Raw genomic sequence first — 12757 nt, forward strand, 5'->3', positions numbered from 1 at the left:
TTAAATAAATAACGTGCGAGGAAGAACTTCTTTGTACTAGATCTGAGAACGTCCTCGTATGTCGCAGCGAGTCGAAGACGAGACCGAGTTCTGCGCCCAGTGTGAGACGGTCCAGCCGGTGAAGCGAACCGTCCCCTGGCAGCCCGATCTCTGTATGGTCTGCGGGGCGGACATCGACGAAGCAGCCGACCGAGACCGGTAGGTCACACGGTTTCGCGCGACGTAACGGGAGAGTTACCAGATCTGTGCGGCAGGAGTGTGACAGGAGCCACAGACGGCCGCCAGATTACCCTTGTACGAGCGTCGCTCGAGCGTCCCGCCCTCACAGAAGTCGCAGTCTCGCCCCTCGAGCGTGACGAGCAACTGGTGGTGTGAGACGTCCGGTTGAGACATACCACATCCCCACGTGAGTCCACCAAGAAACCGTTGACCGTGAGTATGCAACGTCCGGAGGGGCGGGCGAGTCGGCGGACGCGAGGAATGCGTTTACGGGAGCGGGCCACGAGCGTGGCGTATGCGCACGTTCGAGAAGGTGATCGTCTCGTGTGCGGTCACGGGAGCGATCCACACCCCGACGATGTCGCCCTACCTGCCGGTGACGCCCGAGGAAATCGCCGAGGAGGCGATCGCCGCCGCAGACGCCGGGGCGAGCATCGTCCACGTTCACGTCCGCGACCCCGAGACTGGCGAACCGACCGGCGACCTCGAGCTGTTCCGCGCGGTCTGTGAACGCGTCGCCGACGCCTGTGACGTCGTGATCCAGCCGACCACCGGCGGCGCGCTCACCCAGTCGATCGAGAGCCGCATCCGGGTCGTCCCCGAACTCGAGCCCGAGATGGCCTCCTGTAACGTGGGCTCGATCAACTTCGGTCTCTACCCGCTGGTCGAGCGCTACGAGCCGTTCGAGTACGACTGGGAGCGTCCCTACCTCGAGCGCACGCGAGACTTCGTCTTCACCAACACCTTCGCCGACCTCGAGACGGTCCTCCCGGCCTTCGCCGAGGCGGAGACGAAGCCCGAACTCGAGTGTTACGACGTCGGTCACCTCTACAACGCGAAGGCGATGGTCGAGCGCGGCCTGCTCGCAGAGCCGGTCCACATCCAGTTCGTCCTCGGTATCCACGGCGGCATTGGGGCCGATCCGGCGAATCTGGTCCACCTCTACCACGTGGCCGAAGACCTCTTCGGCGACGCCTACAGCTTCTCGGTGGTCGGGGCCGGACGGTCAGAGTTCCCGCTCACCGCCCAGGCGGTCGCGATGGGCGGCCACGCCCGCGTCGGACTCGAGGACAACCTCTACCTCGGTCCCGGGAGACTCGCCGAGAGCAACGCCGACCTCGTCGGGAAACTCGTCCGCATCGCGAGCGAGCAGACGGGGCGCAAACCGGCGACACCCGCCGAAGTCCGCGCGTTCTTCGACCTGAAGGGGGCGGACGCGACGGCGATCTGAGGCGGCCGTGTCACCGGCCGCGAGGGCTGCGCGAGCCGACCTGACCGGAGCGAACGAGAAACGAGAGGGCGAACAGCGCCAGCAACGCCGCGCCGGCGGTGAAGCCGGGCGAGCCGTCGTCGCCGGCGGCCGGGTCCGCGTCGTCGGCGTCGTCACTCGAGCCGGGAGCGTCGTCCGCACCGGTGTCGGCTCCGTCGGGCATCGGTGCGTCAGTGACCGTCACCGTGGCCGTCGCAGTGTCCGTCTCGCCGGCGTCGTTGCGAACCGTGAGGTCGACGGTGTACTCGCCGGGCGTCTCGAGCGTCGTCGTCACGGTTTCGCCCGCGAGCGAGCGGCGGTCGCCGTCGGGTCCGACGACCGACCACTCGTAGGCGACGAGATCGCCGAAGGGGTCGGCCGATGCGGACCCGGTGAGCGTGAGGTCCTCGCCCGGGCCGAGTACGTCGACGTCGGCCGTGAGCACCGCGTCGGGGTGGCCGACGGCGGAGACCGCGAGCGACGACGCCGCGGGCATCTCGACGAGGAGTGCGACCCGCTCGCCGCCGTCGAGGCGCTCGCGTTCGAGCGCCTGCCAGCCGTCGTCGGCGTGACGGAAGACGCCCAGATCGGCCGCGTCGGCGCCGACCTCGTCGAGGCGCGCTGGCTCGAGCGCGAGACGAACCGTCGCCGAACTGTTGGATACGTCGTCGGGAACCTCGAGTCGGGTGACGGTCAGGAGCGCGCCGGGAACGGATGCGAGACCGTCGGGGACCGCGTCGTAGGCGGTGACGGTGAGCGAGCCGTCGACCGCCCCCTCGAGACGAACCTCCTCGACCGGCGTGTCGGTGACCGTCGCGACGGTCTCGCCGGTGTCCGCGTCGGTCTCGAACGGGACACCGGCGCTCGCCGACGGTGTCGTCGCCTCACCGGCGTCACCGGCCGCGTCCGTTCCCCCGTTCTCGTCGGCCGGCTCCGCCGCGGCGCGCTCGCCGGCGGTCAGGGTAGTCGGCCCGTCGAACCCGGCCGACCCCGAGGCGACGTCGACATCGCCGTCGAGCGCGAACGTCTCGCCGTCGGCCGCGTCCGCGGGAAGCTCCACCTCGTAGCTGAGCGTCGCACTCGTGGTCTCCGCCCAGACGGCGAACACCAGTCCGTCGGACCCGTGTCCGGAGACCAGCGCGCCGTCGGCGTCGAGCGAGGTCACCGTGAGGACCGGGTCGACCGACTCGTAGAGTGCCGGAGACGCGGGTTCGTCCGTCTCGACCTCGAGCGTGACGGTCGTCGACTCGCCGGGCGGAACCGTCGTGTGCTCGAGCGAGCGGGTCGCCGCGGTGATCGATCCCGGATCATCGTGGCCGTCGTCGCCGGTGGCGTCGGCGAAGAGCCGGTCTACGCCCTCGACGGCGACGGTGTCGCCGTCCGTCGACGCCTCGCCGTCGATGGTGAGCGTGTCGCCGGGGTCCCAGTCGGACGGGAGCGTCACCTCGTAGGTGAGTGTCGCGTGGTCGGCGTCCGCCCAGGTGGCTTCGACGCCGTCTTCGTCGGCGGTGGCTGTCTCGGCTGAGGGAGTCGTCTCGAGGAGGTCGGCGGTGACGGCCGCATCGAACGTCTCCGTGACGGTCAGATCGCCCGTCCGGTCCGTCTCGGCGACGACGGTGACCGTCGTCGAGGTCCCTGGCTCGAGCGTCGCCGACTCGAAACTCCGCTCGGTGCTCGTGACGGTCGGCGGTGTGTCTCCGCCACCGCCGCTACTGCCACCGTCACCACCGCCGCTACTGCCACCGTCGTCGCTTCCGCCACTCTCGTCGGCGGTCTCGACGGTGATCTCGCTCGTGCCGACGGGTGCGCTGTCGGCGGTGCCGTCGACGACGCCGGTGAGGGTGATGCGCTCGCCGTCGGTGGCGTCGTCCGGGACCGTCACCTCGTACTCGAGGAGCGCGCTCGTGGTGTTCTCCCAGACGGCCACCAGTCCCGAGCCGTCGGCGTTCACGCCCGAGACGGTGGGTGTCGGCTCGCTGTCGGTGTGTTCGATCGCCGCGAACGCTGGATCGAACGTCTCGTAGAGGGCGACGTCGTCCACCCCGTCGACGTCGACCTCGAGCGTGACGGTCGTCGACGCACCCGGTTCGAGCGTCGTCGACTCGAGCGTCCGCTCGACGGTGGCGATGTCCGGGGCGACGGTGATCGCCGATGCGCCTGTGACGGGAACCGACTGCCCGGCAACGTCGACGGTCCCCTCGAAGGAGAGGCGGTCGCCGCCGGTCGCCGACTCGGGGGCGGTCACCTCGTAGACGAGCGTGATCGTGTCGGTGTCCGACCAGACGGCGAACACTAGACCGTCCGCGTCGACACCCGAGGCGGCAGCGCCGCCGTCGTCGACGATGGTCACGGCTCCGGCGTCGACCGATTCGTACACCGCAGGCGCACTCGAGTTGTCGACCGCGAGTTCGAGCGTGACGGTCGTCGACTCGCCAGGGGCGAGCGTCGAGCGGTCGAGTTCGCGGCTCGCGGTAGCCGTCGTCTCGTTCGTCTCGGGGTCAGTGGCCGTCTCGTTCGTCTCGGGGTCAGTGGTCGTCTCGTTCGCGTCGGCCGCCTCGGGGTGGACGAGAGCGGGCGAGTGAGACGGGGAGGCGTCGAGGCGGTGCTCGCCAGCAGTGTCGACGGGGAGGCCGGCAGCGACGCCGGTGAGTGCGAGCGCCGCGAGCACGAACACGACGAGCGAGGGGACGACGAGCGAGCGTGTGGAACGGAACCGCCGGGCCGAGGAGGGATCGGTCACGGGTTGGAGTGGCGTCACGGTACTGATCAGGCGACCTGTTCGCCGCGCTCCCAGGCGGCGACGACGTTCTGGAGGTGAGCCGTGGAGATGACGTCGTCGCGCCAGTCGTCGACCGCCGTCTGGAGTCCGTCGACGTCGATAGTGCCGTCGGAACCGGCGTACGTCGCGACCGGAACCTCGACGCTGAGCGCGAGCGTGACCAGGTCGTCCTCCGGGTCGATGCGGACGTACTCGTCGAGACCGCGACACTCCGAGTCGGCGACACTCTCGCGTTCGAGTTCGGTTCCGGTGACCGCCTCGAGCGAGCCGTACGCCGAGTAGAAGACGAACGGGCCGTCCCACCAGTGTGTGCTGGCGTCGAAGGTCACGTAGCCCGTCTCACCCTCGTAGGTCGCCTCCCAGATCACGTGCGTACCCCCGACCGTCGGGGCACTCGTCGCCGATCCTCCGGCGTCGAGCGGTTCGCGTTCGTCGTAGAGCGCGTGTAAGCACGCGTGGCTGTGATCGACCTGGCGTTCCGCGAGCAGTTCGAGCGACTGGCGAACGGCCGTGTCATCGGCGCTCGCCGTCCCCACCGAGCCGAGGGCCGTCACGCCGGCCGCGGCGACAGTGGTCCCGCGAGCGGCGCTCGAGAGGAGGTGCCGTCGTGTACATTTCATCGGTATTCTAATAACTCAGATACACTACTTGTTTAAGAATGTTATGTCTTTAGTTATTTTTAATATCCCTGCAGAATCAGGATTGATCCGGATGCGTGGGAACGACTCGGGGAAAGCCGGCGAGTGAGCGGCCAGCGGACGCGGTAGCAGCGATACCGGATGGGTCAGGTGTCGGCGCGCACCTCGACCGTGATCCGGCCGTCCGTCGGTTCGACCTCGACGTACGCGTCGAGTTCGTCGCAGTCGGCGTCGTCGACCGACCCGCGCTCGAGTTCGGTGCCCTCGACGGGGTGGGCCGACCCGAACGCCGTGTAGAAGACGAACGGACCCTCGTGCTCGTGGGCGGCGGCGTCGAAGGTGACGTAGCCCGCCTCGCCTACGTAGGTCGCCTCCCAGATCTCGTGGGTCTCCTCGACCGTCGGGACCGCATCGGTCGAGCCACCGGTTTCGAGCGCCACGCGCTCGTCGAATCTGGCGTGGAGACACGCGTGGTGGTGGTCGACCGACGACTCGACGAGCAACTCGAGTGACCTCGGTTCGCTCTCCTCACCTGCGTCCGTGTCGTCCCCGTCTGCGGCGGCGTCACCGTCGTCAGCCGATTCAGCGTCGTCGGCGTCGGTGGCCGGGTCTGCCTCGTCTGCGGTACAACCAGCGAGGGCGGCGAGTGCGAGCGCACTACCGGCGGTTCTGAGAACGTGTCGTCGCGTGGAGGTCGTGTCGGGAACCATACCATCGAAAAGTTCAGTTTTGTTTAAAGTTGTTATGATACTCTCTCGAGTTAATAATAAATAGTAGTGAGGTGCCGTCGACGGCGCGCGACGGCCGGCCAGGAGGGTGAGCGCAGGCGTTAGAGCGCGCTCAACTCGAGCGTGATCGATCCGTTGTCGGGATCGACTTCGAGGTACTCGTCGAGTTCCGCACAGTCGCCGACCGAGCCGCCATCCAGGTACGTGCCTTCACAGACGGTCGCCGACCCGTTGGCGACGTAGAAGACGAACGGCCCGGAGTAGGGGTGGGAGTCGGCGTCGAAGGTGACGTATCCCTCGCTGCCGCCGTAGGAGACGTCCCAGATGACGTGGGTCTGGTCGACGGTCTGGCCCGACCCACAGGAGCCGCCCGCCATCAGTCCGGTCCGGTCGTCGTTTTCGGCGTGAAAGCACGCGTGGTGGTGGTCGACGTATTCTTCTGCCAGTAGCTCGAGCGAGTTCGATGCTGCGGCGACGGAGCCGCCGGTAGCGCCGATCACAGCGCCAGCGGACGAGCCGAGCAACAGCGCACTCGCACCGGTCTCGAGGACGTTTCGTCGGGTGTATGTCATGGGCAGTGCAAATAACACAGACCACACTATTGTTTAAGGTTGTTATGGTAGAGGAAGAGTTTAATAATCTGTACAGGGCCGACGGTCGCTCCGTCGACAGAAACCCGCCGGCGACGTGAGCGGTATCCGTCGGGACGTGAACGTCACGTGCCGGGTGTCGAAACGGAGACGAACGTCGCCAGCGTCGGAAGCGAGTCGTCCCTCGAGAGCAGTGGGGCGATTTCGAGGCGGGGAACGCCCTGCCGGAGCGCGAACCGCGACTCGAGACCCTCAGTCGTCGAAGCCGGGGTGGAAGGCGTGGTAGAACTCCTCGTAGCTGAGGAAGTCGTCCATCCGCCGGTGGACGGAGTCGGTGTACGCCTCGATGCGCTCGATCACCGCGGGGTCGGGGTCGTGCTCGAGGGTCTCGTAGAACTCGGAGTCGACACCGAGACCCTTGAGGACGAGGAAGTAGAGGTAGTACTCGTTGAGGTCGGCGCGGTTGCGCGTGAGAATCGCGCGGGTGAGCGGCGCACAGAAGCCCGACTCGCGGTAGGAGTCGACCTGTGGGATGGGGTTCGGGTTGACCGAGCGGGCGTCCTCCCAGAAGGCGGTGGTCCCCGAGTTGTAGGTGTAGTAGAGGCTGACGAAGTTGTAGACCTCCTCCCAGGTCGTGAGCGTCGTCTCGTTGAACAGGTCGCGGAGACCGGCGTGGTTGATCCGGCCGTGCATCCCCAGCAGGGTCGCGAGCCGGTCGGCGAGGTGTGCCGTGGTGGTCAGCGCCGTCGACTGGAGCGGTTCGACGAAGCCGACGGCGTTGCCGATGGCGACGCAGTTGCCCGCCCAGGGCGTCTCGAGGACGCCCGAGTCGAAGCGGTACCAGCGAACCTCGTCGGGGTCGATCGGTTCCGGGCGCGTCTCGACGAACTCGGCGAGGGCGTCCTCGTCGGAGATGTGCGACGAGGAGTAGACGTAGCCGAGGTCCCGGAGGTCGAGCGTATCGATCTGCCAGAACCAGCCAGCCTCGCCGGTCGTGACGACGGTCGCCGAGGTGACCTCCGAGAGCGGGAGGTCGGTGGTCGCGACGACCGCCGAGTCGACTGGGAGGTCGAACTCGCGGAAGGGGACCTCGAGTTCGGACACGAGGAGGCGTCTGAAGCCGGAGGCGTCGACGTAGAGGTCGGCCTCGTAAAGCTCCTCGCCCGCGATGGAGTCGATCCGGCCGTCGCTCACGTTCACGTCGGTGATGCGGTCGTCGATCAGGTCGATACCGCGCTCGCCACAGACGGTGCGGAGGAACTGGTTGAGGCTGTTCGAGTCGAAGTGGTAGGCCGCGTCCGGGAGTCCCTTCTTGATGTTGAAGACGTCGTTCTCGTCGATCACCATCGGGGTCTTCCCGGGCGTCTCGGCGAGTTCGTTGTAGAGTGTGGTGTACTCGTCGGTCTCGTACCGGTAGTAGAACTCGTCGAAGACCGCCTCGTTCTCGGGTGTGAGCGTCTCCGTGCTGATCGTCGCCTCGACCGGGGCGGTGATGTCCGTCTGGCTCACCGCTGGCAGGGGCTTTCCGAGCGGGCTGTGGAACTCCTTGCCACACCAGTCTTTGAGGTAGACGGTCGACTTGAACGCGAGTTTGACCTCGTTGACCAGCCGACTCGGCGGAATCTCGAGCCGTTCGTGGAGGAACGTCAGCAGGTACCGAAGCGTACTCTTCCCGACCGCCGGAACGTCCTCGCTGAAGTCGTCGACGACGAAAATCTCGGCGTCGTCGAGACCGCGCTCGAGTGCCAGCGCCGCGAACAGTCCGGCGTCCCCACCACCGACGACGCCGATCGAGTCGATCCGGTGTTGACTATCTGCGTGCACTACTCGAGTGCCAAAGGATGGGAGGGGGATAAACCTGTCTAGGGTGGCGTTCCTGGCGATTAAGTGATAGGTCGGCGAGGGATAGAAGGAATTATTTCGGTTCGAAACACCTACCTGGCTATGACGATCGAGATCGGTATCGTCGGCGCGGGGAATCGAGGACAGCAACACGCGGGTGAGTACGCGTCCATCGAGGGTGCGGACGTCGTTGCGGTCGCGGACATCGACGAAACGGCCGCGGGCGCGCTCGCAGCCGACCACGACGCCGACGTCTACGGCGACTACCGCGACATGCTCGCCGACGCCTCGCTCGACGCGGTCAGCGTCTGCGTGCACAACAACCTCCACCGGCCGGTCGCAGTCGACGCCGCCGAGGCTGGCTGTCACGTCTTCTGTGAGAAACCGCTCGCAGCGACCTACACCGACGCGAAGGCGATGGCCGACGCCGCCGAGGAAGCGGGCGTCCAGTTGGGTGTCCAGAACGTCGATCTGTTCACCGAGGAGACGCGGGCGGCCAAGCGCCTGATCGACCAGGGCGAACTCGGCGACCCCTACTACGCCCGCGGTGTCTTCTCGAGACGGCGCGGCCGCCCCTACGTCGACGGCTACGGCACCCCGTCGTTCGTCTCGAAAGGCTCCTCCGGCGGCGGTCCCGTCATCGACATCGGTACCTACGTCCTCGGCCAGCTGCTCTACCTCCTCGGGAACGCGCGCGTCGAGCGCGTCAGCGGCGCGACCTTCGAACACACCGACGACAGCTACGACGAGCGTCTGATCGGCGACGACCGGCCGGTCTACCGCGAGCGACTCGCGGACTCGGGCTACGACGTCGAGGACGTGGGTCTCGGCTTCGCCCACCTCGAAGACGGCTCCGTGCTCTCGCTGCGCGCCGCCTGGCACATGTTCCTCCCCGACGAACCCAGCGTCGTCGCGGGCACCCAGGGCGGCGTCTCGCTCGACCCCTTCCAGTTCTACACCACGACCGCCGACTACGAGGCGACCGTCGACCTCGACCTGGCGGACTACGAGCGCCGCCAGGCGCTGCTCGGCAGCGAGAGCGGCTACGACCTCGAGGGCGAAGACCAGTTCTCCCACTGGATCGAGACGCTCGAGGGAACCGCCGACGACCCCATCCCGACGGGCGAACTCGCGCTGAACTCGATGCTGATCATGGACGGTCTCTACCGGTCGCAGGCGGCCGGGCGCGAACTCACCGCCGACGAGATCGCCGAGCACTCGGTCTCGAGCGCGATCGATCTGTCCTAGGGGCGCTCTCCCGCGGTCGGCGCCGCGGGCTTGAGAGTGCAAGAGCCACGGTTTCACACGGCCGGGGACTACCCCGGTACATGAGCGACCGAGAGCCGACGGAGACGCCCGCAGAGAGCCGAGAGCAGGCGGAGTCGGAGGGGGCGTGGATGGCCCAGAACTGGCTCCGGATCGCCGTCGTCTCGATCCTCAGCCTCTGGCTCGTCGCCCTGGGGATCATGCAGGCGACCGGCCTGATCGACGTCTTCGCACCGGTCGCGAGCACCGAGACGGGCCAGTGGGCCGCCTTCGGCGTCCTCGCACTCGTCGTGATCGCCATCGCCGTCTGGAGCTGGCTGCGCCCACGAGCGACTGCCGGCTAATCGCCCGCTGCGTCGAGTGCGAGACGCTCGAGCGAGACCTCCTCGAACGTCGCCTCGCAGCTCTCACCGGGAGAGACACTGCAGACCGCGAGACCGACGAAGATCGTATCGGACAGCGAGACCGTCCGACAGTCAGCGACCTCCCAGGAGCGCCCGTCGGGAGAAACCCACGCACAGAGGTGGTCGCCGACGCGGTCGAGGCGGAACCACTCGTACTCGCTCTCGGGGTGTTCGAACTGCGCGCTGTAGCCGAGATCACCCGGTACGGTTCGCCAGAGGACCTCCGGGCCGTACTCGAGCGTCCCGCCGACGAAGCCGTACGCCGCGTCGGGATCGAGACTCGAGCGAACCATGAGTCCGGCTTTGCTGTACGCGTAGGGACCGGCGAAGTCGGCGAGGCGGCCCTCGATCCTGACGCCGCCGTCGACGCTGGCGTACTGGTAGTGGAACTCGTTGGTCTCCCCCCAGACGTTCTCGCCGCCGCCGGTGAGGTGGTGGCGGCCGGTCGCCAGGTCGGTGCGTGCGCTGCCGGCGACGTCGGGGTCGCCGACGTCGGTCGACGCATCGAATGCGAAGCGCTCGCCCGTCGGCCGGACCGGGAGCGGTGCGCCGACGAGACAGTGGCGGAACTCGAACCGGGCACCGCCGTCGCTGCCGTCGGTGACGCGACACTGCCACTCGTGGGCCATCACGGTCTCCATGACGATCGAGAGACCCATCCCCGACCCCTCCGAGGAGGTCGTGTAGCCGTAATCGAAGACGTCGTCGCGCTCGTCGACCGGAATGCCGGGACCGTCGTCTTCGACGTAGAAGCCGTCGTCGAGTACGCCGACGCGGACGGTGGCGTCGGGACCGGCGTGCATCGCTGCGTTCTTGAACAGGTTCTCGAACAGCGGCCTGAGCTGTGTGTCCCTGGCGACGATGGTCGTCTCGGGGTCGAACGCCCGCTCGAGTGTCGCATCCGGGAGGGAGAGTGCGTTCCAGGCGGCGTCGACGAGGTCGGCGAGGACGAGCGGCTGGGAGCGGCCGTTCTCACCCTCAGAGAGCGCCATCGACTGGAAGTCGGCGATGAGTTCCTCCATCCGGTCGAGCGCGTCGTGGACGCGCTCGAGCGCCTCCTCGTCACCCGCTTTGGCCAGTTCGAGGTAGCCGTAGGCGACCTGTAGCGGGTTCTTCAGATCGTGTGAGACGTAGCCGGGGAACTGCTCTAAGCGGGCGATTTGCTGTAAGAGCCGCCGTTCGGTACACTTGAACTCGCTGACGTCGATGGAGATGCCGACGAGACCGCGCGTGGTGTCGTCGTTCGTCCAGGGGACTTTCGTCGTCAGCGACCACGTGTAGTCGGTGCCGTGGCTCTGTCGCTCGAGTCTGTCGACGACCGGTTCGCCGGTCTCGATGACACGGCGGTCGTCTTCGTAGGCGTTCTGTACGTCCTCGAACGTCGTCGGGTACAGTTCGAGATCGGTCTTGCCGAACGCCTCCTCGATGTCGTAGTTCCCGAGTACGTCGGCGAGGAGGACGTGTCGTGCCTGCTCGTCTTTCGCGTAGATCGAGATGTCGAACTCGGAGAGCAACAGGTCGAGCACGGCGCGTTTCTCGGCGTCGTGACGGCGCTCGAGCGCGTCCACGACGTCCCCGAGCAGACGGTCGGTACGAACGCGCGGCGAGGCGGCCGCTGGGACGTACGTCGTGACGCCGGCGGCCGTCGCTGCACCCGCGACGCGCTCGCGCTCGAGCGCACTCGAGGTGGCCGTCGACGGAGCGAGAGCGAGACCGACGACATCGTCTCGTTCGCGTGCGCGCGAGGCGAGGTCGAGACCCGTCGTGTCGGGCAGGGTCTCGGGGAACCAGAGCGACTCGACCTGCGGACGAGCGTCGAGGCGTGTGAGCGCCTCCGTGCCGGTTCCGAGGATCTCGACGCGGATCTCGGCGTCGAACTCGCACGGACCGGGTGGATCGCTCGGCTCGGCGACGTCGACGGCGTGAACGTCGACATCGCGGGTCCGAAGCGAACGCAGGATCGGCTCGCGAAACGCACGCGGGCCGACGAGGACGGCGACTGGAGGGTAATCGATGTCCCAGAATTTCCGGGAAGTCACGGTTCAGTGAACCGTCGAACCGGGCGATCATAACGTTTCGTACTTCCTCGCCGCGAAATGTATGATTACCCAACAATGGTGAACGCATCCCTCAGGCCGCCGTCCGCGGACACGGGCGCTCGAGCGTGACGAATCGACGACAGCACACCTCGTGGGCCGGTTGCCGGACGGGGGAATTGACGCGACGGGCGTATGTCGCTCGACGAATCGAGAGACTTTTGCCGGCTCTTGGACGTACGTTCGAGTATGTGTGCGGACCGTGAACGAAACGACAGCCATGATGGGCGGGACCGAACGGTGTTGTACGAGTTACTCGAGGGGAACGCAGCGCACGTCGAGGAGCTGCCGGCAGGCTACTTCGATCCGGTGCGCGACGAACAGCACCCGTCGGTCGTCTCCATCTGCTGTTCCGACTCGCGCGTCCCTCAGGAGGGAATGTGGCACACCGAACGGCCGGGGACCGTCTTCACGCCGAGCAACATCGGCAACCAGGTCTGGGACGACCACGAGGGGGAGAAGATCGTCGACGGCAGCCTGCTCTACCCGATCGCCAACACCGGTACCGAAGCGGTCGCCGTCGTCGGCCACACCGGCTGTGGCGCGGTGACGGCCGCCTACCAGGTCGCGACCGGCAGTGACCTCCCGGCGCCGACCGGGATCGGCAAGTGGGTCGAACTGCTCGTCCCCGTAATCGAGGAGGGACTCGAGAGCGACCTGATCGACGCCGACGCGCCCGCACCGACGGTGGTCAACCAGCTCGTCGAGTACAACGTCGACGTCCAGGCGAGTTTCCTCCGGGAGTCGTCGGACGTGCCCGAGGAGATCGCCGTCTACGGCTTCGTCTACGACTTCCACGGCGTCTACGGCAACGTCGCGGGGCGGGCCTACCTCGTCAACGACAACGGCGTGACCGAACCCGACGAGATCGCCGACAACGTCCCCGAGGAGTTCGAGGCGGCAGTCTGCAGCCTGCTGTACTGACCAGCGAGCCGCCAACCCGGTA

Annotated in this window: 12 protein-coding genes; 5 read left to right on the plus strand and 7 right to left on the minus strand. The window is 67.2% G+C overall.

Annotation, left to right across the window (positions count from 1 at the left end):
- Positions 1 to 58: 58 nt before the first annotated feature.
- Positions 59 to 202 (plus strand): hypothetical protein, encoded by a 144-nt coding sequence (locus tag N0B15_RS00375; RefSeq protein WP_263004978.1) that lies wholly within the window; start codon positions 59 to 61, stop codon positions 200 to 202.
- A gap of 32 nt (positions 203 to 234) precedes the next feature.
- On the opposite strand, the gene N0B15_RS00380 is transcribed toward N0B15_RS00375, so the two are convergent.
- Positions 235 to 393: an HVO_A0556 family zinc finger protein gene (locus N0B15_RS00380; protein WP_263004979.1), complete on the minus strand. Its 159-nt coding sequence runs from the start codon at positions 391 to 393 to the stop codon at positions 235 to 237.
- Between the two features lie 121 nt (positions 394 to 514).
- Between N0B15_RS00380 and N0B15_RS00385 the strand changes: the two genes are divergently transcribed.
- Positions 515 to 1450 (plus strand): beta-keto acid cleavage family enzyme, encoded by a 936-nt coding sequence (locus tag N0B15_RS00385; RefSeq protein ID WP_263004980.1) that lies wholly within the window; start codon positions 515 to 517, stop codon positions 1448 to 1450.
- A gap of 10 nt (positions 1451 to 1460) precedes the next feature.
- On the opposite strand, the gene N0B15_RS00390 is transcribed toward N0B15_RS00385, so the two are convergent.
- From N0B15_RS00390 to N0B15_RS00410, 5 genes are all read right to left on the minus strand, one after another.
- Positions 1461 to 4226, minus strand: coding sequence for a PKD domain-containing protein (locus N0B15_RS00390; protein WP_263004981.1), 2766 nt, complete (start codon positions 4224 to 4226; stop codon positions 1461 to 1463).
- Positions 4227 to 4234: 8 nt separating this feature from the next.
- The gene (locus N0B15_RS00395) at positions 4235 to 4867 is read right to left on the minus strand and encodes a hypothetical protein (protein ID WP_263004982.1); all 633 of its coding nucleotides are present in this window, start codon (positions 4865 to 4867) and stop codon (positions 4235 to 4237) included.
- Between the two features lie 164 nt (positions 4868 to 5031).
- A complete protein-coding gene (locus tag N0B15_RS00400; RefSeq protein WP_263004983.1) occupies positions 5032 to 5595 on the minus strand; it encodes a hypothetical protein in 564 nt (187 codons plus the stop codon).
- Positions 5596 to 5714: 119 nt separating this feature from the next.
- Positions 5715 to 6185: a hypothetical protein gene (locus N0B15_RS00405; protein WP_263004984.1), complete on the minus strand. Its 471-nt coding sequence runs from the start codon at positions 6183 to 6185 to the stop codon at positions 5715 to 5717.
- 270 nt (positions 6186 to 6455) lie between these two features.
- Complete coding sequence (locus tag N0B15_RS00410; protein ID WP_263004985.1) at positions 6456 to 8027, minus strand: tryptophan 7-halogenase; 1572 nt, start codon at positions 8025 to 8027, stop codon at positions 6456 to 6458.
- Between the two features lie 120 nt (positions 8028 to 8147).
- Here N0B15_RS00410 and N0B15_RS00415 point away from each other — a divergent pair, with 120 nt between their 5' ends.
- Both N0B15_RS00415 and N0B15_RS00420 read left to right on the plus strand, forming a co-directional pair.
- Complete coding sequence (locus N0B15_RS00415) at positions 8148 to 9293, plus strand: Gfo/Idh/MocA family protein (RefSeq protein WP_263004986.1); 1146 nt, start codon at positions 8148 to 8150, stop codon at positions 9291 to 9293.
- Between the two features lie 80 nt (positions 9294 to 9373).
- Positions 9374 to 9655, plus strand: coding sequence for a hypothetical protein (locus N0B15_RS00420; RefSeq protein WP_263004987.1), 282 nt, complete (start codon positions 9374 to 9376; stop codon positions 9653 to 9655).
- On the opposite strand, the gene N0B15_RS00425 is transcribed toward N0B15_RS00420, so the two are convergent.
- A complete protein-coding gene (locus N0B15_RS00425) occupies positions 9652 to 11754 on the minus strand; it encodes an ATP-binding protein (protein ID WP_263004988.1) in 2103 nt (700 codons plus the stop codon). The genes N0B15_RS00420 and N0B15_RS00425 overlap by 4 nt on opposite strands.
- 246 nt (positions 11755 to 12000) lie before the next feature.
- Here N0B15_RS00425 and N0B15_RS00430 point away from each other — a divergent pair, with 246 nt between their 5' ends.
- The gene (locus N0B15_RS00430; RefSeq protein WP_263004989.1) at positions 12001 to 12735 is read left to right on the plus strand and encodes a carbonic anhydrase; all 735 of its coding nucleotides are present in this window, start codon (positions 12001 to 12003) and stop codon (positions 12733 to 12735) included.
- Positions 12736 to 12757: the final 22 nt, after the last annotated feature.

The organism is Natronobiforma cellulositropha (genome assembly GCF_025629245.1).
GTDB lineage: Archaea > Halobacteriota > Halobacteria > Halobacteriales > Natrialbaceae > Natronobiforma > Natronobiforma cellulositropha.

Coding starts and splice junctions, on each gene's coding strand:
- N0B15_RS00395 (WP_263004982.1), bottom strand. CDS start 4,867: ATGAAATGTACACGACGGCACCTCCTCTCGAGCGCCGCTCGCGGGACC.
- N0B15_RS00400 (WP_263004983.1), bottom strand. CDS start 5,595: ATGGTTCCCGACACGACCTCCACGCGACGACACGTTCTCAGAACCGCC.
- N0B15_RS00385 (WP_263004980.1), top strand. CDS start 515: ATGCGCACGTTCGAGAAGGTGATCGTCTCGTGTGCGGTCACGGGAGCG.
- N0B15_RS00430 (WP_263004989.1), top strand. CDS start 12,001: ATGTGTGCGGACCGTGAACGAAACGACAGCCATGATGGGCGGGACCGA.
- N0B15_RS00375 (WP_263004978.1), top strand. CDS start 59: ATGTCGCAGCGAGTCGAAGACGAGACCGAGTTCTGCGCCCAGTGTGAG.
- N0B15_RS00405 (WP_263004984.1), bottom strand. CDS start 6,185: ATGACATACACCCGACGAAACGTCCTCGAGACCGGTGCGAGTGCGCTG.
- N0B15_RS00415 (WP_263004986.1), top strand. CDS start 8,148: ATGACGATCGAGATCGGTATCGTCGGCGCGGGGAATCGAGGACAGCAA.
- N0B15_RS00380 (WP_263004979.1), bottom strand. CDS start 393: ATGTCTCAACCGGACGTCTCACACCACCAGTTGCTCGTCACGCTCGAG.
- N0B15_RS00420 (WP_263004987.1), top strand. CDS start 9,374: ATGAGCGACCGAGAGCCGACGGAGACGCCCGCAGAGAGCCGAGAGCAG.